Genomic DNA, 20,987 nt, shown 5'->3' on the forward strand with positions numbered 1-20,987 from the left:
AATTTCAACCTCGAAAATGAGTAATATTGATAGAAAAACGCTATAAAAATATCTTGCAAATTTACATAAATTAAAGAGATGAATAGCGTTTTTCAATATAAAAAAAAAGATAGCCTGCATAGGCTATCTTTTTATTTTATTTAATTACTAGCACCACTATATGCTACATGTCGTTTCTCAATTCTCTCTTCAATTTCTTTCATATTTTCTTTATTATTTAATAGTGATTGTTTATTTTCAATTAATAATTGTTTAAAAGATTTTCTCACTTTTTCTCATTTTCATTGTCCTCCTTGGGGATGGTTTATATAAAAGATAAAGAATTATCTGTGTGTCCTTATAATAATTGATTGTTGTGAATTCTATTTGAACTTCATATGAAAATTCCGTTTATTTTCTGACAACTTTGTGAACACGAAAAAGACTCTCTAAAACTATGTTGAAATTAATTCACTTCATTATAAAATTACTATTTTCATCAACTTTTATCATTATATCTTGTCGAAACATTTATATATTTAAAATTGAGTTCGACATAATTTTATTTACTATCATACTGTTTACAAAAACAAAAAGAAGGTGTCACCAAGTCAAAGTTCGACTTATGCAACATCCCTCTTTCCAAACTATTTATAGCATATTTATTAATATTTCAGGTCTTCCCCAATTCATTTCTTCACAAACAAATCTAAGTTTTTCTTCATCCATTGTGTGTAATCCCTCTTCTAGTAAACATGAAATTGGAACTTCACAGTGAATTTGTGCTAATTGCAACGAAATATTTAAGTTCTCTAAATCACTTTCAATCTTCGTACGCTGCGCTTTTGTTAATGATTCTACATTTTCTAGTACAGCGGATACTGTTCCGTGCTCTTGAATAAGCTTATACGCTGTTTTTTCACCGATACCTTTTACACCTGGATAATTATCACTTGTATCTCCCATGAAAGCTTTTGCATGGACGATTTGCCACGGCTCTACACCTTTTTCTTCCATGATTCTCTCCGGTGTGTAATATTCGTAATTTCCAATTCCTTTACGCAGAAGCATAACTGTAACGTTCTTATCAACAAGTTGAAGTAAATCTGTATCACCAGTTAAAATATAAACTTCAGCTTCATTGCAGTATTGTTTTGCAAGCGTACCGATACAATCGTCCGCTTCGTAGCCTTTCATACCGATAACTGGAATGGATAATTTCGCAGTCATTTCTTGCACTAAATCAAATTGAGGAATTAATTCTTCTGGTGGCGCTGCACGATTTGCTTTATAATTCGAGAACGATTCTGTTCTAAATGTCGTACTTCCCATATCCCAGCATGTAACGATATGTGTTGGTTCGATCGCTTGCGTAGCTGTTAACAAGTGTTTCATATAACCATGAATCCCGTTCGTAGGGGTTCCATCTTGTCGTTTCATAAATTGTCCGTAGACACTTGTTGCGTAAAAAGCACGAAATAATAGTGCCATACCATCAACTAATAATACTTTTTTCATAATTCCTCTCCTATTAAAAAAATAATAACCTCACGTTATCACGTAAGGTTATATAAATAGATTACCATTCTACGTTTTTGCTCAACTTTGTCTATTATACATTGTTTTTGTATATTTAGCACCATTAACACATTAAGACGTTCTACTACAACAAGTATGCAATATGCCTGAATACGTATTTTTTCCAGTAGAAACAACGATAGCTTTTGCATTTCCACTAACGATATGCGAACCTTTAAAACATACATTTTCAAGCTCAAGTGGATTATAATCTTTCATCCGTTTTAATGGAATAAATCGTTTACGTTCAAGGTGATAGCAGCTCTCAAACTTCTCTATATTCGCTTCGTTTCCCGTTAACACAGACTCATTCACTAATAAATCATCTGCATAAATAATACGTACATCAGCTGGCACAGCATCTCCAGCCGAAAGAAAAATCATATCTCCAGGTACAAGTTCTTGCACTGGTATCTCCATCATTTTCAGTTCACTATTTAACCCTGTACTACTAGAACATTCTACTCTAGATACAGTAATCGTTTCACGTTGTAATTCATCACACACACGTTGTTTTGAAAAACCTGGAATCATGCCACCAAGCTTCATCATTACTTCTGCGAGAAGTGCTCTTTTTGAAGTTAGTTCATTTCGGCCATATACTTGAATACGTTTTTGCGCCTCTTTCATTGATAGTCCGTCTCTTGTTGTTTTAAAATATGCAAATACAGATTTTACATCTCTTGTTGCAATTTCAATTAATAAATCTTTATTTTTTTGGAGCATTGTTTGTTCTTTTATTGATTTTTTACTTAGTTTATATGACGTGTTACCCACAGTTTTGTTTGCATATAACATATTATCGTCTCCTCCTTTACAACATAGGAAGAAACGCTTTGTTTCTCAATTTATCCACTTTACTGTGAAAGTGTCTCGCGTTTTATAAACGCTACATTATGATAAATATAGAGGGAGGAACAAATCGTTTCCTGCCTACATCATATATTTTTGATTTGAAGTATATGGGTAACGGAACCGAGTCAGAATTTGACATGCTCCTCACCTCCTCGTTTAATTTTATAGTTTATACTATGAAATTACTCATAGCTTGGTAACAAAAAAGACCCCTACCCTTAAGAGAGTAGCGGCCATTACATACACAAATAAACGATTTCTAATATAATTAGAAATCTACGGACCTCTCCCTCACCGAGTTTTAGCACTGTATAGCATAGGTACATTACCAGCTACGTTAAGAAAAACCTTAATTCGATCATTCCTGTTGACCCATTGGCGTCTCTCGACATTTTTGGGCAGTAGCATTTCTCTATACAGGAGCCTCACCTAACAGAGACTTATTTTCATTACATTGAAAATGTTACTCTTATTTAAAATAGATGTCAACCGTAGCCTACAATTTTTTCAAAAGGTATGGCAAACTAACGTATATAAAGTGTAACTTTAATCAGTGGGGGTTTTGTTCATCCCCCACTGATTATTAGCCCTCACCAATCGGGCTTTTACGGAATAAAATAAAAAACTTTACGTTTAAACGTAAAGTTTTTAATAAGTTATACAACCAGCAATTACAATCCCAATTGAAATTGATAAAAACATAAGAAAAAGACCGACTGCTTGATTATCTTCTTCGAGACTTTTGTTTATATTAAAGCGTGGTGTAAGCCACTCAGCTAAATAAAAGACGATAATTTGAGCCAAAATCCCAACTGCTCCCCACGAAATCATATCAAGAAGTGAAATTGAATTAGCTGCTGTCGAATATAAAACAACAGCTAACCCAAGTAATCGTCCTCCAAGCACATAGCTTACCGCCTTATTTCCTTGAGCCATTAACTTAAATTCCTTTACTTTCGTTGTCACTTCCATCAAGAACAGACCTATACATAAAAGGCCGAGTGTTACTACTAAATATAATAAAAAATTAATCATTTTTCCCCCTCCTTTTTATACCTACCGGTAAATAGTACGATTCATTTCCTGTAATCTTTTCTCCCGCACGAATACCGATACTACTCGCTTTTCCAGCAATTAAAAACGAACCAAACACATATGACAGTTTCTCGATCCCTTTTTCTGTTTCCAAGGATACGACTGGCAGTTCGATATACTTTTGAAATATCGGCAGTGACGCTTTATATGTTTGGTGTGCATTTTGAAGCATAATATTTTCGTCTTTATCGCGAATCGTAATTGTATCTCCTTCTCTCCCAAATGAAGGTTTTTGAACGAAAGAACCTTTTCCTAAAAATAAATCTGGTTCTAAATATGTAGGTAACATATATTCTTTAATCCACTGTTGTTCCTCATTTGTATAAAAGGCCTCTTCTTCTGCTAACCCCCAAATAAGACACTGAATTGATTTTGGCTGAAGTAAAAATGCTGACAAAGGATTTATTATAAAAAGCTTTCCGGCTTTTACAAGTTGTAACAGTTCCACACCTACCAAATCTCCTGTTTCAGGATCTTGATCCTCAATTAAATCTTCTATCGGATATGTTTGGCGATATAAAACATCAATCTTCGCCCCATCTTTATCGACTAGAGCATCCTTTGTAATTCTAAGTTCTGACATTGGCACTACTTTATTTTCAACATGGCATAGCTGACTTAAATACATAGTGGTATTCCAATCCTCGATATGTTCATGATGTGCTGTAAAAACAACATTTGGATTATCTAATCCCTTTGTCGCTTCCATTACTGCTTTCGTTACACCAGAAGATAGCAATCGTTCTTGATCCGAGTTTGGATCATCATAGCCTAGATTTCCACATACTTTCCCATTCATTTGAAAACATTCCACAATAAAAGTTGGTGTATCACTATTAAACTCAAGCATTTTGATTTTGTTATCCTCTGTTACAGCAAAATCAAATCGCGAAATTACAGATTCAGGATAGAGCCCTTTCATTCTAATGAAAGATAAACTCGCGGATGGAAAGCCAAGATCTAGAAGCTGTTCGTCACTTAAATTACGCAGCAGTCTAGCAGTCTTAAAAAATATTTTCCCCATTCGTTCAGTCGCTAAGTGTAATTGGTCCAAAGTCTGATTTGTTATAGAAAAAACATGAAACAAACTATACTCACATTCATATAAATCCGACCAAAAATACGGATATTTTAAATAAAATTCTTTTCGATCCCTTATGTATTGCGACATATTTTAGCCCCCAAATCCTCCCTTTGAACCGCTTCCAATTCCACCTTTAAATTCAGCAGACGATTGATACGATTTAAACGCCGATGAATTTTTAAAAGTGGATTTATTTTGATAGTATCGCCCACCATAGAAATAATGCCCACGATAACCTGAACTACTATCATCACACTGCCATACCCCAAGTTCATCATCCCAATCCCAATCAGAACAACTATTATCATTTGGTTTTGGGGGAAGATCTTGTGCGCAACCAAATAAAGTGCCAGTCATTAAAGACGTTACGACACCACCTACTAGCCATTTCGTTTTTGTCACCTTCGCACTCCCCTTTTTAAATTCTATTCCTATTATATAGGATGGCATGATAAAGTAGAAGAAAAAGGAAGAAGAGGGATTAAATGCGCTTAGAATATCGACTTAATGATGAAACGAAAGGGTATCCTGCTTTATGGAACTACGCCAATATTTCTAATTCTGAAATTATCGCACGCATGACTTGTGAATATTTTATTAAAGAGAAAAATACTTATGTTGTTACTGCAACTTCGGTTGATCCAGACGGAACAGCAGTTATTTATATTCAAAAAGAAGTTTTCGCAAATGACCCTTCAGACCCTACATACTCCTACATCGGTTTTGAAATTAGAGAACTAAGTGAAACGAGTTCAAACATAGTAGATAGTCAAGATGTATGGAACTATGAAGAAATTTTACCATCTCTTCATTCAGATATTATATATATTCAGCGAGACGGCATGTCTATGGAGTTCTCCTTAGATTCAAGAGAGATTGATGAAGACAGAAAGTGCTACATTTATTACGGAAACTTCACAGGTGAATCAAGATAATATTGATATATCTATGCAACAAAAAAACCTTACGTATAAAACGTAAGGTTTTTATATAGCCCCACATATGCCGTTCTCTCTAGATGTCCATAAACCTGCTCTCACAGGTGGATGCTCTCACAAATGTTTGTAACTTCCTTCTTAAAAAGATGGCATGTTAGCTACATTTAAATATTGAACTTCCATATTAAACTTATTGGTTTAAGACATGCATAAGCTACGTACACCGTAGGAATTTTATATAAGGTTAGTTGAAATAAGACCCCCGCACGTGCCGCTCCTCGTAAATGTCCAAAAACCCGCTACTCGCAGGTGGATGCCCTCACAGTTACCGTACATCTTCCTCCACAAGGAAGGCTTGATGATGGTCGCTAAATATTGAGCTTCCGTATAACTAACATCGGTTTTAGACATAAATAAGTTACGCACACCGCAGGATGTATTATTTACTTGTCGTTATATTATCACATTGTTTCTAATGTGTAAAATACAAAGTTTTTCGAGCAATCTCTTGCTTGTGACCTTATTTTAATACAAATTATTTTTGCATGCAAGTGATTAATCTTCTTCTTTTGCAATTTGATTTTCTGGATAAGAAATCCAATCACTCCAGCTACCTGCATACAATTTTACATTTTGGAATCCAGCCAATTTTAATGCAACGATATTTGGACATGCCGTAACACCAGAACCACAATATACAATTGTTTCCTTATCTTTCGACAGATTTTGGAATCGTTCTTGTTGCCCAGCTTCATTCTTAAATTGTCCTGATTGCAACATTCCATCCTTCCAGAAATGGTTTACCGCTGTTGGAATATGTCCTGCTTTATGATCGACAAGTTCCTCTACACCAGCATAACGTTTCGGCTCTCTTGAATCAATTAATGTAACATCCGCACCTGCACGGATATTCTCTCTGACCGTTTCCATCGTTACAAGCATATGATCTTGTATATTAGCTTTGAATGTTTTTCGTATAGCAACAGGAATTTCCGCTGTTGTCGGTAGTCCATTCTCTTTCCAAGCGGGGAAACCACCATCTAATATATATACTTTCTCATGTCCTACATAGTTACATAACCACCATAAACGAGCAGCATTTGCACCGGCTTGACTGTCATACGCAATTACTGTCGTATGCTCATCAATACCAGCCTCCGAAAGCTTGTCTGCAAACTCCTCAATATTTGGTAAAGGATGGCGGCCACCATGTTCTGCTATAGGACTTGATAAATCTAAATTCAAATCAAAATATAACGCATGAGGAATATGTCCTTCTTCATACTTTTCTCTACCCCAATTAGGATTCGCTAAATCAAAACGACAATCGATTATACGGACATTCTCATCTTCTATATGCTCACGTAACCATTCGACTGTAACTATCATCTTTAACGACCTTCTTTCTCTTTCAAACGACTTACATACTCCATAACCATTTCTTCTGTAACATATTTACGCTGCAAGGTAACACCATTTTTTGCAAGATCATTAATTTGCTTCGTTACAACATTAATGACATCAACCGAAAATTCTTTCCCATTTGACGCAAGAGATACGGCAGCTTCAATAGCCGCTTCACGCTGTGCATCTAATTGTAAACATGCTTTTACACTTTCATTTTGTTTACGAGAATGTGCTGTAATTGCTTTATGTACTTCCATCTTCTCTTCCCCCTAAATAGTTATACGTTTTTATTCAATTCCATTGCAAGCCGGATCATATCACGACATACAATCCCATTTTCAATAATCTCTTCTTCATAATGCTTCGAAAAGTAATCAAAATCAATAGAAAAAATACGAAATCCACATTTTTGATATAAAGCAAGTTGTGAAACACTAGAATTGCCTGTACCAACTTCAAGTTTTGACATACCATATCCTTTAGCAGTTTCTACAGCATGCCTTAATAGCTTCTTCCCAATCCCTTTTCCTTGTAAATGCTCTGCAACCGCAATATTCATGATTTCCATCGTCTTTGGCCTTGTTTCCAAAAGAACATATACACCGATAACGCTCCCCCCCTGCTTAGCTACGTATGTTAATCCTCTTTGTACATATGTAGCTATTTGCCGTTCACTTGGATCAGCAAGTAGCAATAAAGACTTCGGTATAGCCTCTTTTGGAATACGTTCTATTACAACAGACATAAAAAATTCCCCCTTCTCTATTGTTCTAAACCCTCCTTGTCTACCATAAGTAATAGAAAGGAGGGATTCACCATGGACAACAATGAGAAAAAATGCAACGTCATCTCTATTGATGGAAAGAAGAAGAAAAGCGACACGTATTCCTATCCAAAATTAGTAGTTGAAAACAAAACATATGAATTTTCTTCATTCGTCTTATGCGGTGAAACACCAGATGGCAGACGACTCGTTCTTACTCATATGATTTCTACCGATGAATTTGCTGGATTTGTAAAATCTTTAGATACTGTACTGCAAAAGAAAATTGAACGAATCTTTTTCTCATAACGACTATATAACATAAATTTCTTTTTCAATCTCTACTAACTGCTTTTGCAATTGTTCTTTACTTTGTTCATATAGAGATACATCGATCGTTTCAGCCAATGCAAACAATATACTTTCATAATAGTTCATCACATCTTGCTGCATCACTTTTTGGAATAAGTTCCACTTCATATCCCACTCTTGCTTATAATGATGAACAAATAAATCTTTTTCATCAGCTACATAGTTTGATACGAACGGTTCTAATACAGATTTAGCGTCTTCTTGCATAAAAGCTTTGTCATTCTTTTCAAAAAAGCTTTTCTCATTTTTAAAATGTGCCAGTGCTTTTTTGAAATCTTTTATTTCAACTGAAGGGAACGGTTCTTTATGTGTAATATCTTTATATTCATACTCCACTGTTCCATTCATAGAAATTGATTCATTTTCTACTTTACAGTTCACTACAATTTCGTCCTTTGCACGCTTCATCGCTTCGTCTATCCATTTTTCAAGGCGTAATGATGTCGCACGCATTTCTTGCAATAAATCATGCTGAATAAATGCTACTAATTCCATAACACACTGTTGCAATTGTGTTTTCACATTTCCATCCGTTCGAAGTGACGCCGGATTAATAAATTCAGTAAACACATCGTTATAGCGTAGGAATAGACGCTGTTGCACGTAATAAAGCAACTCTTTCACTTCATTTTGCATCGCCTGTTCTTCAGCAAGTACACTATATGATGAAATGATATGAAGTAGTTGATCACGCTCTGCTTCATATTTTTTCGTTTGCTTCTCTTTCTCTTCATTCCCCTGTTTTGCACCCTTTATCATGTTTACTAAAAGCTGATCTGCCCCTTGCAAAGCACCATATAGAGCATGCACAGAAACAAGCATTAAATCTCTCATCATAAAGGACGTAAATGATTCCTCAAACTTCGTAATCCCAGAGTTTTGTAAAATACCATACTTCTCTTTTTCAACATTCTTTCCTTGTTTCTCTTCAAGCGCACATAAACTTGAAATTGCAAATAAACGCGGATTTCTAATACCGTATTGCAGCAGCTGATCTGCGATATAACCTTTTACCATTTCAAGTTCTTCTTCAGACTCTGCTAAATCCGCCGCATTAATTAAGAAGAACATTTTATCAAGGGCAAAAGTATCCTTTACACGACCAAGCTGAATTAAAAATTCACGGTCAGCACGAGAGAATACATGATTATAATATGTTACAAATAAAATAGCATCTGCGTTTTTAATATACTGGAATGCAACATCCGTATGGCGAGCATTAATAGAATCCGCTCCAGGTGTGTCTACAAGCGCTACTCCCTGCCTTGTTAAAGCACAATCATAATAAAGTTCCATATACTCAACGAAGCATGATTTCTCTTCATTCGCTACATAATCAGAGAACTCTTCTAATGTAACTTGTACTTGTTCTCCTAAATAAGTAGAAACTGCATCATATCCTTTTTGTACCGCTCGTAAAAAGCTAAATGTTGTTTTTTGCTTCCCAGTTGGTGAAGGATATTTCATAACTTTATCAATTTGTGCTAACGCTTCATCTAACGTAGCAATCTCATAATGAAACAGCTTATAAACAGCTTTCATATCTTCTAATAACGCTTGCTTTGATTTAAACTGAACAATTACTGTTCCGTGTGGTTTTTCCTCTGTAACCGGCAAAATTTGATTAATCGTTGCCGTCGTCGGGTTTGGTGATACAGGAAGTACTTTCTCACCGAGTAAGGCATTGGCAAATGATGATTTTCCAGCACTAAATGCCCCGAATAACGCTACTGTAAATTGTTTTGTTTCCACACGTCTTCTTTTCTCTATTACCTCTTGCTGTACATGTTTCAGCGCTGGCAATGGCTCTAATATCGTTTCAGCTTTTTTCACTTTCTCTAATATCCGCTGAATATTTAAAGCCGCCGTTCCTTTCAGCTCTTCTTCATGAACCGCTACGTTATCGCTTACGATTTCCTGCTCTTGTAGTGTAAATTTCTCACTAACAATTTGCTTTTCCCTTTGCAATATCTCATCTATTTGCAGCCCTTCAGGCGTAGCAACATGATCGTGCCAAACATTTCGTAAATAGTCTTCATATGCCTCCAAATTGTTACTGTATTGTAATTGTGTTTCTTTCGCCGTTTGCAGCATCGTATATGTTTCAATCTCTTCTTCAATACGAGCAACTGCTTCTCTCACCTTTTGCTTTAAAACGACCGCACTTTTATCAAAAATTTGCTGCGCTTTTATAAAATAACGTTTCTTCAGTTCATTCGCTACATCCGCTGTATAAAGAAGTAAGTAATCACCTGTGAAACCTGCGCCTTGTTTAATTACTTCAGCCAACATTTCTGGTCCGAAAGCAATTTCTAACCCATATATGTCTTTCCCAATTTCCTCCGTGAACAATCCTTCTTCTTTTAAGAAGGCTACAATAAATTCCTTCACATGAAAATCAAGCTGCGTTTCAACAGTCTTTTGAAGGGCAGAATAAAACGCCTCTACACGTCTTTGTTTTTCTTGCTCCGTCTTTCCTTTCGCAAATAGCAAACCGACCTTAAATTTTGTTAATTTCGTTTCTAAATATGCATTTGCCAATTCTCTCATTTCAAACGGCATTAAATATGCGTTATCTAATATAGCTTGTAAACCTTTTATAAATTCATTTCTCACATAAGATTCTTTACTTGCCTCACGATTTTTCGCTTCCGTTAACTCTTCCTTCTTTTCAACTACCTCTGAAATAGAAAGTGGTGATGCTAACTCTTCCTCATATTTCAAGAGAGCTTTTTCATTTTCAGAAACAATAAACGAGAAATGTTCTCCCATTAAATATTCTGTTTCTCGCTCCATTCCAGTCCTTACATACTGCTCTTTTTCTTTCATAATAGAAGTAATTAACGCTTCTAAGCTTCTAATTTCATTATGTGGATGGTTCATCATTCGTAATGACGTATAATAAACACCATCTACTTCAATATCCCAGTTAGAGAATGATTGTTTTACACTATCTTTATAATTCTCAAACGATAATTCATTTTCTTTATGTTTATCTATTTGATTTACAACGAGATAAACCGTTTTATTACGTTGTTTCAATTCTTTAACAAATTGTAAATTCACTTCCGATTGGACGTGATTATAATCCATCATATAAAAAATGACATCTGCCAGATGAAGTGTCGACTCTGTCGCTAATTGATGGGCATCATCTGTTGAATCAATCCCTGGTGTATCAACTAACATAACCCCTTCAGGAATCGGCGCGTCGTTTCGATAAATATGAACACCAATTACTTCATCGCCGTCTTTACAAATTTGTTTTAATTCTTCTGCTGAATATGCACCGTCATATTCGTACTGCTCTCCAGATTTAACCGTTACAACAACACGATCCATTCCTTTTTCAATTTTGACAACGTTAGCGCTTGTCGGAATTGGACTTGTCGGTAACAACTGCGCTTTATATAGATGATTCATCATCGTTGATTTCCCTGCAGAGAAGTGACCGCAGAACGCTATCATAAGCTGTTCTTGTTTATATTTTTGAATTACCTCAAACAACTTTAAACTATTCTCTGCATCGCCGTGTTTTTGCCACTCTTCATAAAAACAAACAAGTTTTTTCATACCGTTTGTCTGTACTATGTTTGTCATCCCCTTGTTCCCCTTTATCCAAGATGTATATACTTTTCCCCGCTATTTGCGAGCTCATAACCAGTGAGAGTTACACCTACCCATTGATTACAGTTTCACTTTACTATCATACTAAATTTTCAGCATATTCTCATTAAAAATAAAAAATCCCTTTCATTCTTTTTACAAATGAAAGGGATTTTATGTCATATCACTCATTTTGCTGTTCCTACTCCATTTAAAACATACTTCGCAATAACTGCATATACAGCGACTGTACCTGCTACTAATGCATATACCATACTTACGCACCAACCTTTTTTGATAATGATTATCACTTTTGAATACAGTTTATCATTAAAGAGAATCATTATCAACACTTTTCATAAAGAAAGCTCCTTATAAGAAGGAGCTTTACTGCCTGTTTTGAAAAAGGTTAAAACTTGTTGTGCACTCTTATTATATCTCATCCTACATAACTTAACAGTTTAAAAAAATGGAAATATCCCCTATCCCCTCCACCTTACATTTCGTATAATAAAAGGGAATTACTTAACAAGGAGGAAAAAAATGACACAAAATCTCACACAAGGCGAGAGGATACACTCCATTGATATTATTAGAGGAATAGCTGTACTAGGTATTTTTCTTGTGAATTGGCCTGTTATCGCCGGGGTTGACTCACGTGATCTTTCAGGAATTTACGAAGGGATAGACAGCTACATTCGCCTATTTTACGATATGTTTATTCAAACGAAATTTTATACAATTTTTTCGTTTTTATTCGGATTAGGTTTTTATATTTTTATGAGTCGTGCTGAAGCGAAAACAGATCATCCAAAAATTTTATTTGTTCGCCGCTTACTTATTTTATTATTATTCGGTTTCTTACATTACGTTCTTTTATGGGACGGAGACATTTTACATACTTATGCGATTGCTGGATTTTTCTTATTTTTATTTTATAAGAGAGAACCTCGTACTATTTTAATATGGGCTATCGTTTTATTGAGTATTTTTCAATTCATTATGCTAATGGCTGGTATTACGGTTGCATTGGTACCAAAGGAAGAGCTAGGTTTTTCCTTACCTATCATGCCATTAGAAGACTGGCTGTCACAAATACAAAATCGTTTCCATGCATTTTACGCTGATGGAATTGGATTAAATTTACTTATGCTCCCAGAAACAGTTGGGCTGTTTTTACTTGGTTTATACGCCGGCAAAAAGGATATTTTCCGCCGCGCGAAAGAGTTAGATCCAAAGCTTAAAAAATGGCAAATTATTATGTTCCTTTTTACATTACCAATGTGGTTCTTCATGGTTCGTTACTTCTTATCAAAACCATTTTATGAACCAATTTATATGCAGGTCTTTACAATGTTTAGCGGAAAAACGTTATTCATATTCTACATTTTCACACTAATGCGTTTATTACAAAAAGAAAAATGGCAAACGTTATTACGTCCATTCCAATACGTTGGACGAATGGCATTAACAAATTACATCTCGCATACAATTGTTACATTACTTGTATTCGGGCTATTGTTTAAAAATGATTATCTGGCTCCACTATGGGTTGGACCACTATTCTGCATTAGTTTCTACACGTTACAAATCTTTATTAGCCGCTGGTGGCTTTCACATTACCAATACGGACCACTTGAGTACATTTGGCGTCTTGGTACTTACGGGAAAATGATGCCACTTAAAAAGAAAAGCAAGGTCTCATAACGAGACCTTGCTTTTTTACGCTTCTCTTACTGCACTTTGCATAGATACTGGCTCTTCTTCTACTTTCACTTTGCGCTGCGGCACCATATTAAATACGATATTTAAAATTACTGCTGACGCACTTCCAAGTACAATTCCGTTATCTGTTAAAATACGAATGCTTTCTGGGAGTTGTGAAAATAATGTAGGAACGACTGTTACGCCAAGCCCAATTCCGACAGAACATGCAACGATTAATAAGTTTTCTTGTCTTCCGAAGTCAACGCTACTTAACATTTTAATACCATATGCCATAACCATACCGAACATCGCTAACATCGCACCGCCCAGTACTGATTTCGGAATAATTGTTGTAATAGCTGCGATTTTTGGAATGAAACCAAGTGCGATTAACATACCACCGCAAGTATAAATAATAACGCGATTTCTTACTCCAGTTAATTGAACAAGTCCTACGTTTTGAGAGTATGTTGTATATGGGAACGCGTTGAAAATGCCACCTAACACCATCGCTAATCCTTCTGCGCGATAGCCTTTTGTTAATTCTTTTTCACCGATTTTTTTATTGCAAATATCAGATAATGCAAAGTATACACCCGTTGCTTCTACAATCCCTACACAAGCAACGAGAATCATCGTAATAATTGGTGTTAATTCAAATGTTGGTGTACCAAAGTAAAATGGTTGAATACCGTGGAACCAATCCGCCTCTCCAACCGCTTGCAAACTTACTTTCCCCATAAACGCTGCAACGATAGTACCGAACAATAGACCTAGTAAAATAGAGATTGAACGAATAAATCCATCAAAGAAACGATACATAATGATGATAAATAATAACACACCAAATGCTAATGCTAAATTTTCAAGACTACCGAAATCCTTACTTCCTACTCCTCCAGCCATGTCATTAATTGCTGCTGGAACAAGTGTAACTCCAATTACAGTAACAACAGATCCTGTTACAACAGGTGGAAACAGTTTTACAAGTTTTCCAAATAATTTCGCAAAAATAACAACGAATAACCCAGCAGCAATAATTGCTCCATAAATTGAAGACACACCGTATTGTTTTCCAATCGCAATCATCGGTCCAACGGCTGTAAATGTACAACCAAGTACAACGGGAAGTCCTATACCGAAAAAGCGATTTGATAATGCTTGTAAAATTGTCGCAACGCCGCACATTAATAAATCAATTGAGACTAAATATGTTAACTCTTTTTGATTTAAACCAAGTCCACCGCCCACAATAAGCGGAACGATAATTGCTCCAGCATACATTGCAAGCATATGCTGCATACCAAGCGATGCAATTTTAAATGGATGCTGCTTCATCGTTTATTTCACCTCCGCAGTTTCTTGCTGTACAAATGTAACTGTGCCGTTATCAAGTGATGCAATTTCTGCTAGTGATTCAACACGAACGCCTTGTTCACGAAGCTTCTTTCCTCCATCTTGAAATGCTTTTTCAATAACAATTCCAATCCCTGCAATACTCGCTCCAGCTTGCTCTACTAAACTCATTAAACCTAAAGCAGCCTGACCGTTTGCTAAAAAGTCATCGATGATTAGCACGCGATCATTTTCATCGATATGATTTCGAGATAATGAAATTTCATTTGTTTCTTGTTTTGTAAATGAATATACGTTTGCAACGTACATATTATCTTGTAACGTTAACGATTTACGTTTTCGTGCAAAAATTACTTTTACACCAAGCTCTAATGCAGCCATAACTGCTGGTGCAATGCCTGAAGATTCAATCGTCACGATTTTTGTAATGTTCTCTTCTTTAAAACGTTTAGCAAATTCTTTTCCGATTTCTTGCATAAGTACTGGATCAATTTGATGATTTAAAAAAGCATCTACCTTTAATACGTCACCAGATAAAACCTTTCCTTCGTTCAAAATCTTTTCTTGTAATACTTTCATGTTTGTTCCCCCTCTTATGCAATAAAAAAACTCCAAAAGCCACCACCACTCGTTACAAGTGAGAGACGCGCTTTTGGAGTTTCGCAAAAAAAGAATGCTAAACAAGCAATTATATTCGTCCTCACTCATAGTCAAAGTATTTACGGTACTTCGGTAGAAACTTGCAGGCCATATCCCCGCGATTATATGAGTGTAGCTAACTATTTATTTTATAGAAGGATTATAACGTACTTTTTATGCTTTGAAAAGCATTTATCGAAAAAACACGTACAAATTTTTAAAAACTACTATTTTTGTTCGAGTTTTGCAAACTCTTTCATTTCCAATTACAACTTCGTTAAAATGATTGGCCCATCTTTTGTAATCGCAATTGTATGCTCATATTGAGCTGATAATTTCCCGTCCATCGTTCGTGCAGTCCACCCATTTAAATCTACTTTAGAATATCGCATACCTATATTTACAATCGGTTCAATTGTAATTACCATTCCTTCTTGTAACTGAGGTCCTTGTCCTTGTTTCCCAAAATGAAAAATTGCTGGTTCTTCATGAATCTCTTTACCGATTCCATGTCCCGTAAAGTCTCTTGCAACAGAAAAACCTTCATTTGTTACATAACTTTCAATTGCATAGCCAATATCTCCTACATGATTACCAATTACCGCCTGGTCAATTCCTTTATACAAAGCATTCTCAGCTACTAACAACAACTTTTCTGCTTCATCAGAAACTTTTCCAACTCTATACGTCCAAGCAGAATCTGAAAGACCCCCATTTAAGTTTACTACCGTGTCAATTGTTACAATATCACCCTCAGTTAAAGGAACATCGGCCGGAAACGCATGACACATTTCATCGTTTACAGATGCACATATCGCATATGGATATCCGTTGTACCCTTTCTGCTCAGACGTTGCACCATGCTGTTCTAAATATGCTTCAACAAACGTATTAATTTCTTTTGTAGTAATACCTGGTTTCATCATCTTCGCAATTTCTCTATGACATGAAGCAAGTAATTTTCCCGATTCATGCATTAACTCTATTTCATTTTTCGTTTTAATTATACTCATGCTGTCTCTCCTTACTAAACTTGCTATTTACTATTAAACTTCAATCATACACATCCTCTTCCAAAATTTCAAAACTTCCAATTACAAAAAGTATGATTTATTTCTGCATAAAAAAACAGAAGGAGATTCTTCTGTTTTTTAATCATTTTTACATATATAATTCATTTTCAAAAACTCAAAACAACTACCATTTGTTTTCTGTATAAACGTTCCAACTACTTCAAATCCTGCCCTTTTATACACTTTAATCGCTCTCTCATTAAATATAGCTACTGATAGTGTTATATACTTGCATCCATATTTTTCTTTACTAAAAGCTAGTATAGCGTTTAAGAACTGTAAACCAAATCCGTTCCCAGTTATATTAGGTCTCATTCCAAGACCAATATCAACCGTTCCGTCATTTATTTTACAAACAGTAAAATAACCAATGAGAGTGCCATTTTCCTTCACAGAAAATGTATGATTCCCTCTACTTTCATCATGTAAAAATTCAGCTAAATCTTCTTCATCTGCCTCTATATCGTAAAAGGAATATTTCCCTTCATAATGCCAGTTGCATGCAATTTCTTCTGCTTCTTCTTGCGTCATTACTGTATATGTATAGTCCATTCTCCCATCCCCCTTTAAAAAAGAGCTGCAATTAAGCAGCTCTTTTTTTTACAACTCATAAATCTCTTTATATTTCGCTTCTAAATAATCGGCTAAGTAGTTTGCATTTAAGCCTTCACCTGTTACATCTTCTAAAATTTCAAGCGGCTTTTTCGTTTTACCATATTGGTGAATATGTTCTGTTAACCATTCACGAATCGGTGTTACGTTTCCTTCTTCTAATAATGCATCAAAGTTCGGAATGTCTTTTAACATTCTTTGCTTAAATTGCGCTGCATACATGTAACCAAGCGCATAAGATGGGAAGTATCCAAATGAGCCACCAGCCCAGTGAACATCTTGCAATACACCTTGTGCATCATTTTCCGGACGAATTCCTAAATATGCTTCCATCTTATCATTCCAAGCTGCTGGTAAGTCCTTCACTTGTAATGTACCATCAAATAATTCTTTCTCTAATTCATAACGCACCATAACATGAAGCGGGTATGTAAGCTCATCTGCTTCTATACGAATGAATGACGGCTTCGATTCGTTAATTGCATCATAAAATTCATCGACTGACATATCATCAAATTGACCATTGCTATACTCTTTTAATAAATCATAATTTTTCTTCCAGAATGATTTATTACGGCCGATAAAGTTCTCAAAGAATAATGATTGTGATTCGTGAATACCCATAGATGTACCACTGCAAAGTGGTGTACCTTCAAATTGTTCTGCAATATTTTGTTCATATACTGCATGACCACATTCATGAATCGTTCCAAAAACAGCCATACGAAAATCTTTTTCATCATAGCGTGTCGTAATACGAACATCCCCTCTATTTAATGTAATTTCGAAAGGATGCACTGTTTCATCAAGACGACCTGCTTCAAAGTCATAATTCAATTGCTTTAATAGTTCTAATGTAAAGTTCTTTTGTTTTTCTTTTGAAAATTGTTCCGATAAAGCACTTGTTTTTAATCCTTTTTTAGACTCAGAGATTTCTTTTACAAGCGGCACGATGCGCTCACGAAGTTGACCAAATACGTGATCTAAAACTTCTACTGTAATACCTGGCTCATACATGTCTAATAATGTATTATATTTATATGTTTCATAACCCCAATATGTAATAAATTTCTTTTTAAATTCAACAATTTTTTCTAAGTATGGGCGGAACATTTCGAAATCAGATTTTTCACGAGCTTCTTCCCACACACTCTCTGCTTTCGCTTCTAATTTCACATAAGCCTCATATTCAGCTTGTGGAATTTTTTTATTTCTATCATATTCTTTCCGACACTCTTCAACCATTTTCTTCGTTGTTTCAGAAAGTTTATCTTCACGTATTAAAGCTTCAAGCTCTGTTAAATAGTTTCCCATCTCATCTGAAGTCGACATAGCAAACACTTCTGACGAAAGCATACCAATTACTTCTGAACGCTGATCTACACCTTTTTTGGGTGCACCTGTTCTTAAATCCCAAAACATTAAACTTAATGCTTCTCCGTAATTTTGTATCTTCTTCACGTATGTTAAAAATTGTTTTTCTACTTCATATGTAGCAACTGTCATCGTATAAAAGCCTCCTTTTTCTACCTCAAATTTAATTCGACACAGAAACATAAATTCCTTTTATAATAGAAAAAAAGCTTGGCAAGCGCCAAGCTTTCTCCTTATAATTCTTTACCTTCTACTGGCAGTACATTTTTCACAGCTGCAACTACTTTCTCATCTTCTGAATCAGATAAGAAAATTGATATAGCACCTTTATCTTCACTTGTACGAATTAAACGCCCAATTCCTTGACGAAGTCGTAAAATCATATATGGTACATCTACATCCCAGAATGGATCATTTACGTGCTTACGTTTCGCTTCAAACACAGGATCGTTTGGAGGGAATGGTAAAGACCAAATAATAACGTGCGATAATGATGAACCAGGAATATCTAAACCTTCCCATAAATGAACCGCACAAAGTACAGTCTCTTCTTCATTTTGGAAACGAGAAACGAGCTGGCTAATTTCCTGATCTCCTTCATATAAGAACGGAACCGACATTTGCTCTTTACTTACATACTCTTTGAACGCTGCAAGCTCTTGCGTTGTACGGAATAATACAAGCGTACGTCCATTTGTTTTTTGTATATTTTCAAGTGTATATTGACACTTTCTTTCCCATTCATTTTCTTTCGTATGTGATAGTAAGTTTACTGTCATTTGCTCTTCGTAATCAAACGGTGAAGCAACTGAGAATGACAAGTAATCTTTTACCCCTAGGCTATTAGCTGTGAAAGCGAATGAATCGTTGTTCGATAATGTCGCAGAAGAGAAAATATACGGTATTTTCTTCGAGAATACTTTCTCTTGTAACACTTCTTCAACTGCACGCGGCATAATAACTAACGTGAAGGCACCATCACCTTCTTCACCCCAAGTAATTACATTTTTCTCGTGCATGAACAGACGAAGTGAATGTTCTAATACATCTAAATGCTCATCAACAATATTTAAATCATACGTGTTTACTGTATGCATTTCACTTTCGAATACTAATGCATCTCCAACTTCACCGATTTTTGCATAAAGTCGTTTCGCTTCAGCTGTTACTTTTTCTGTCACAGTAATTTCTAGACGATCAGAACCGGCAATTTCCTTTTTATTCTCTTGTAACACATCAAAGAATCGTTCAGTTTGCCAAATTGTTTCTTCTACTAAATGTGCAAACTCCTCACGAATATCGTTTTGTAGCAATCTCGTTAATAGTTGCTCCATCATCGTTTGCTTTAAACGGTATGTTAAAGCTTTTTGAGCTGCATATTCTACAAGATGTCCTTCATCGAATACAACGCAGCTACTTTCTGGTAATAATGGAATTTGCCCTTCACGCTTACGAGCATCGTACGTCCAAATATGATCCATATAGAAATCTTGAGAACAAATAATTAAATCTGCTGCTTTACGATAATGTTCACGAGAAAGAGTTTGTCCACAACGATGACGAGAATCACAAGTAAAGCAATCTTGGAAGTAATCCCAATTTACTTTTGACCATTCTTCGTCATTTAAAAGTGGAAATTCTTTTCTGTCACCATAGTGAGTAAAGTTTTGCATCGTACCATGATCGAATACAAACTGTGGTAACTCGTAATATACGTCTTCAATTACTTCTGGAGCTCGTCCACTCATAACATCTTCAAGTTTACGTAAGCATAAATAATTATCCATTGATTTTGCAAGCCTTACATCAACAGATAGCCCTAATGCTTCAGATAACTTAGCGATGTCCCCTTCTTCTTTCACAAGCTGCTCAATTAACGTTTCATCTGCACAAGCAATAATAGCTGGTTTCCCAGTATAACGCGCGTAACAAATTGCATATAGAAGATATACAATTGTTTTCCCTGTTCCTACACCAGCTTCTGCGAACATAACTTTCTTTTCTTGGAAAGCGCGTTCTAACTGAAACGCCATAAAAATTTGTTCATCACGCTCTTCAAAGCCTTTTTCCGGAAGGATGTCGTAAAACACATCTCCAATCCACTCATTCAACTTATCATAAAAATTATCTTGTTTTCCTACTTCAAATGGTAATCTCTTCTCAGTAAACATCCTTAGCCTCCAACCAAAAAGTTTTTCTATAAAAAGATAATAGCAACTGCTACGCATATGTGTGCAGCCACTTTCCCCTGTTGCAATACATAGAAATTCACGAAAAAAAATTTTCCTTTCGAAAAAGGAAAATTTTCTTCTATATTAATGACTTTAAATACCGTTTATCAATCGCTGTTTCATGTGAAAGAGCTGACAAATATTCTTCTTGTGCTTTTTGTATTTCATCTACAATCGCACCTTGACTATCCACTTCTTTTCCGAGCTCATCATACGTACGGTGAATAGCTTTTTGAATCATTGATAATTGAAAATTATCCATATGACTTCCTCCTTTACGCATTACATAATAGCCAGTATATGCGCGCTAGAGGAGTT

Annotated in this window: 21 protein-coding genes, 2 other RNA genes and 2 riboswitches; of the genes, 3 read left to right on the plus strand and 20 right to left on the minus strand. The window is 35.5% G+C overall.

Features of this window, described 5'->3' with window-relative positions; translation table 11 throughout:
- Window positions 1–140 precede the first annotated feature (140 nt).
- The 6 genes from IQ781_RS07565 to IQ781_RS07590 form a co-directional block, all read right to left on the minus strand.
- Window positions 141–269 carry an FbpB family small basic protein gene (locus tag IQ781_RS07565; protein ID WP_017657088.1) on the minus strand — a complete coding sequence of 43 codons (129 nt, stop codon included), beginning with the start codon at window positions 267–269 and terminating at the stop codon, window positions 141–143.
- Window positions 270–630: 361 nt separating this feature from the next.
- Complete coding sequence (locus IQ781_RS07570; protein ID WP_000757073.1) at window positions 631–1,497, minus strand: 5'-3' exonuclease; 867 nt, start codon at window positions 1,495–1,497, stop codon at window positions 631–633.
- A gap of 132 nt (window positions 1,498–1,629) precedes the next feature.
- Window positions 1,630–2,355: a P-type ATPase actuator domain-containing protein gene (locus IQ781_RS07575; protein ID WP_000964949.1), complete on the minus strand. Its 726-nt coding sequence runs from the start codon at window positions 2,353–2,355 to the stop codon at window positions 1,630–1,632.
- Between the two features lie 335 nt (window positions 2,356–2,690).
- Window positions 2,691–2,856: riboswitch (M-box (ykoK) riboswitch) on the minus strand.
- 204 nt (window positions 2,857–3,060) lie between these two features.
- Window positions 3,061–3,447, minus strand: a complete 387-nt coding sequence (locus IQ781_RS07580; protein ID WP_000606868.1) for a DUF350 domain-containing protein — start codon at window positions 3,445–3,447, stop codon at window positions 3,061–3,063.
- Window positions 3,440–4,678 carry a glutathionylspermidine synthase family protein gene (locus tag IQ781_RS07585; protein ID WP_063220806.1) on the minus strand — a complete coding sequence of 413 codons (1,239 nt, stop codon included), beginning with the start codon at window positions 4,676–4,678 and terminating at the stop codon, window positions 3,440–3,442. Before IQ781_RS07585 ends, IQ781_RS07580 begins: the two co-directional genes overlap by 8 nt.
- Window positions 4,679–4,681: 3 nt before the next feature.
- A complete protein-coding gene (locus tag IQ781_RS07590; RefSeq protein ID WP_000169030.1) occupies window positions 4,682–4,993 on the minus strand; it encodes a hypothetical protein in 312 nt (103 codons plus the stop codon).
- Window positions 4,994–5,076: 83 nt separating this feature from the next.
- Here IQ781_RS07590 and IQ781_RS07595 point away from each other — a divergent pair, with 83 nt between their 5' ends.
- Window positions 5,077–5,526: a hypothetical protein gene (locus tag IQ781_RS07595; protein WP_001235523.1), complete on the plus strand. Its 450-nt coding sequence runs from the start codon at window positions 5,077–5,079 to the stop codon at window positions 5,524–5,526.
- Window positions 5,527–5,580: 54 nt separating this feature from the next.
- On the opposite strand, the gene ssrS (IQ781_RS07600) is transcribed toward IQ781_RS07595, so the two are convergent.
- From ssrS (IQ781_RS07600) to IQ781_RS07620, 5 genes are all read right to left on the minus strand, one after another.
- A non-coding RNA gene (gene ssrS, locus IQ781_RS07600) (6S RNA) lies at window positions 5,581–5,764 on the minus strand.
- 21 nt (window positions 5,765–5,785) lie between these two features.
- Window positions 5,786–5,968: non-coding RNA, 6S RNA (gene ssrS / locus IQ781_RS07605), on the minus strand.
- Window positions 5,969–6,084: 116 nt separating this feature from the next.
- Window positions 6,085–6,918, minus strand: a complete 834-nt coding sequence (locus IQ781_RS07610; RefSeq protein WP_000637556.1) for a sulfurtransferase — start codon at window positions 6,916–6,918, stop codon at window positions 6,085–6,087.
- A gap of 2 nt (window positions 6,919–6,920) precedes the next feature.
- Window positions 6,921–7,193, minus strand: a complete 273-nt coding sequence (locus tag IQ781_RS07615) for a YpbS family protein (RefSeq protein WP_000451818.1) — start codon at window positions 7,191–7,193, stop codon at window positions 6,921–6,923.
- Window positions 7,194–7,213: 20 nt separating this feature from the next.
- On the minus strand, window positions 7,214–7,681 hold the full coding sequence (locus tag IQ781_RS07620; RefSeq protein ID WP_000117689.1) for a GNAT family N-acetyltransferase: 468 nt from the start codon (window positions 7,679–7,681) through the stop codon (window positions 7,214–7,216).
- Between the two features lie 72 nt (window positions 7,682–7,753).
- Between IQ781_RS07620 and IQ781_RS07625 the strand changes: the two genes are divergently transcribed.
- Entirely contained in the window at window positions 7,754–8,008 is a 255-nt protein-coding gene (locus tag IQ781_RS07625; RefSeq protein ID WP_000369740.1) for a DUF3931 domain-containing protein, read from the plus strand.
- Between the two features lie 3 nt (window positions 8,009–8,011).
- Here the strand turns inward: IQ781_RS07625 and IQ781_RS07630 are convergent, their stop codons facing one another.
- Together IQ781_RS07630 and IQ781_RS07635 are read right to left on the minus strand one after the other, a co-directional pair.
- A complete protein-coding gene (locus tag IQ781_RS07630; protein WP_063220805.1) occupies window positions 8,012–11,671 on the minus strand; it encodes a dynamin family protein in 3,660 nt (1,219 codons plus the stop codon).
- A gap of 194 nt (window positions 11,672–11,865) precedes the next feature.
- Window positions 11,866–12,030 carry a hypothetical protein gene (locus IQ781_RS07635; protein ID WP_002182615.1) on the minus strand — a complete coding sequence of 55 codons (165 nt, stop codon included), beginning with the start codon at window positions 12,028–12,030 and terminating at the stop codon, window positions 11,866–11,868.
- 190 nt (window positions 12,031–12,220) lie between these two features.
- On the opposite strand from IQ781_RS07635, the gene IQ781_RS07640 reads away from it, so the two are divergent.
- A complete protein-coding gene (locus IQ781_RS07640; RefSeq protein WP_000193191.1) occupies window positions 12,221–13,384 on the plus strand; it encodes a DUF418 domain-containing protein in 1,164 nt (387 codons plus the stop codon).
- A gap of 15 nt (window positions 13,385–13,399) precedes the next feature.
- Here IQ781_RS07640 and pbuX read toward each other — a convergent pair whose 3' ends face one another.
- The 7 genes from pbuX to IQ781_RS07675 all read right to left on the minus strand — a co-directional run bounded on the left by pbuX (window position 13,400) and on the right by IQ781_RS07675 (window position 20,931).
- Entirely contained in the window at window positions 13,400–14,722 is a 1,323-nt protein-coding gene (gene pbuX / locus IQ781_RS07645) for a xanthine permease PbuX (protein WP_063220804.1), read from the minus strand.
- Between the two features lie 3 nt (window positions 14,723–14,725).
- Window positions 14,726–15,319 carry a xanthine phosphoribosyltransferase gene (locus IQ781_RS07650; protein WP_000866483.1) on the minus strand — a complete coding sequence of 198 codons (594 nt, stop codon included), beginning with the start codon at window positions 15,317–15,319 and terminating at the stop codon, window positions 14,726–14,728.
- 108 nt (window positions 15,320–15,427) lie between these two features.
- Window positions 15,428–15,529, minus strand: a riboswitch (purine riboswitch).
- A 116-nt stretch (window positions 15,530–15,645) separates the two neighbouring features.
- A complete protein-coding gene (locus tag IQ781_RS07655) occupies window positions 15,646–16,392 on the minus strand; it encodes a type I methionyl aminopeptidase (protein ID WP_000022487.1) in 747 nt (248 codons plus the stop codon).
- A gap of 138 nt (window positions 16,393–16,530) precedes the next feature.
- Window positions 16,531–17,004 (minus strand): GNAT family N-acetyltransferase, encoded by a 474-nt coding sequence (locus IQ781_RS07660; protein WP_242808279.1) that lies wholly within the window; start codon window positions 17,002–17,004, stop codon window positions 16,531–16,533.
- A 48-nt stretch (window positions 17,005–17,052) separates the two neighbouring features.
- Window positions 17,053–18,570: a carboxypeptidase gene (gene ypwA / locus IQ781_RS07665; protein WP_000215077.1), complete on the minus strand. Its 1,518-nt coding sequence runs from the start codon at window positions 18,568–18,570 to the stop codon at window positions 17,053–17,055.
- Window positions 18,571–18,671: 101 nt separating this feature from the next.
- Window positions 18,672–20,609 carry an ATP-dependent DNA helicase gene (locus IQ781_RS07670; RefSeq protein ID WP_000493709.1) on the minus strand — a complete coding sequence of 646 codons (1,938 nt, stop codon included), beginning with the start codon at window positions 20,607–20,609 and terminating at the stop codon, window positions 18,672–18,674.
- 139 nt (window positions 20,610–20,748) lie between these two features.
- Window positions 20,749–20,931 (minus strand): DUF3921 domain-containing protein, encoded by a 183-nt coding sequence (locus IQ781_RS07675; RefSeq protein ID WP_000368570.1) that lies wholly within the window; start codon window positions 20,929–20,931, stop codon window positions 20,749–20,751.
- Between the last annotated feature and the right edge of the window lie 56 nt (window positions 20,932–20,987).

The sequence above is a fragment of the Bacillus sp. N447-1 genome (assembly GCF_022701035.1).
GTDB classification, from domain to species: domain Bacteria; phylum Bacillota; class Bacilli; order Bacillales; family Bacillaceae_G; genus Bacillus_A; species Bacillus_A cereus.

Bases quoted from the DNA above. Each gene is read 5' to 3' on its own strand.
- IQ781_RS07570 (WP_000757073.1), bottom strand. From the start codon at position 1,497: ATGAAAAAAGTATTATTAGTTGATGGTATGGCACTATTATTTCGTGCT.
- IQ781_RS07575 (WP_000964949.1), bottom strand. From the start codon at position 2,355: ATGTTATATGCAAACAAAACTGTGGGTAACACGTCATATAAACTAAGT.
- IQ781_RS07580 (WP_000606868.1), bottom strand. From the start codon at position 3,447: ATGATTAATTTTTTATTATATTTAGTAGTAACACTCGGCCTTTTATGT.
- IQ781_RS07585 (WP_063220806.1), bottom strand. From the start codon at position 4,678: ATGTCGCAATACATAAGGGATCGAAAAGAATTTTATTTAAAATATCCG.
- IQ781_RS07595 (WP_001235523.1), top strand. From the start codon at position 5,077: ATGCGCTTAGAATATCGACTTAATGATGAAACGAAAGGGTATCCTGCT.
- IQ781_RS07610 (WP_000637556.1), bottom strand. From the start codon at position 6,918: ATGATAGTTACAGTCGAATGGTTACGTGAGCATATAGAAGATGAGAAT.
- IQ781_RS07615 (WP_000451818.1), bottom strand. From the start codon at position 7,193: ATGGAAGTACATAAAGCAATTACAGCACATTCTCGTAAACAAAATGAA.
- IQ781_RS07620 (WP_000117689.1), bottom strand. From the start codon at position 7,681: ATGTCTGTTGTAATAGAACGTATTCCAAAAGAGGCTATACCGAAGTCT.
- IQ781_RS07625 (WP_000369740.1), top strand. From the start codon at position 7,754: ATGGACAACAATGAGAAAAAATGCAACGTCATCTCTATTGATGGAAAG.
- IQ781_RS07630 (WP_063220805.1), bottom strand. From the start codon at position 11,671: ATGACAAACATAGTACAGACAAACGGTATGAAAAAACTTGTTTGTTTT.
- IQ781_RS07640 (WP_000193191.1), top strand. From the start codon at position 12,221: ATGACACAAAATCTCACACAAGGCGAGAGGATACACTCCATTGATATT.
- pbuX (WP_063220804.1), bottom strand. From the start codon at position 14,722: ATGAAGCAGCATCCATTTAAAATTGCATCGCTTGGTATGCAGCATATG.
- IQ781_RS07650 (WP_000866483.1), bottom strand. From the start codon at position 15,319: ATGAAAGTATTACAAGAAAAGATTTTGAACGAAGGAAAGGTTTTATCT.
- IQ781_RS07655 (WP_000022487.1), bottom strand. From the start codon at position 16,392: ATGAGTATAATTAAAACGAAAAATGAAATAGAGTTAATGCATGAATCG.
- IQ781_RS07660 (WP_242808279.1), bottom strand. From the start codon at position 17,004: ATGGACTATACATATACAGTAATGACGCAAGAAGAAGCAGAAGAAATT.
- ypwA (WP_000215077.1), bottom strand. From the start codon at position 18,570: ATGACAGTTGCTACATATGAAGTAGAAAAACAATTTTTAACATACGTG.
- IQ781_RS07670 (WP_000493709.1), bottom strand. From the start codon at position 20,609: ATGTTTACTGAGAAGAGATTACCATTTGAAGTAGGAAAACAAGATAAT.
- IQ781_RS07675 (WP_000368570.1), bottom strand. From the start codon at position 20,931: ATGGATAATTTTCAATTATCAATGATTCAAAAAGCTATTCACCGTACG.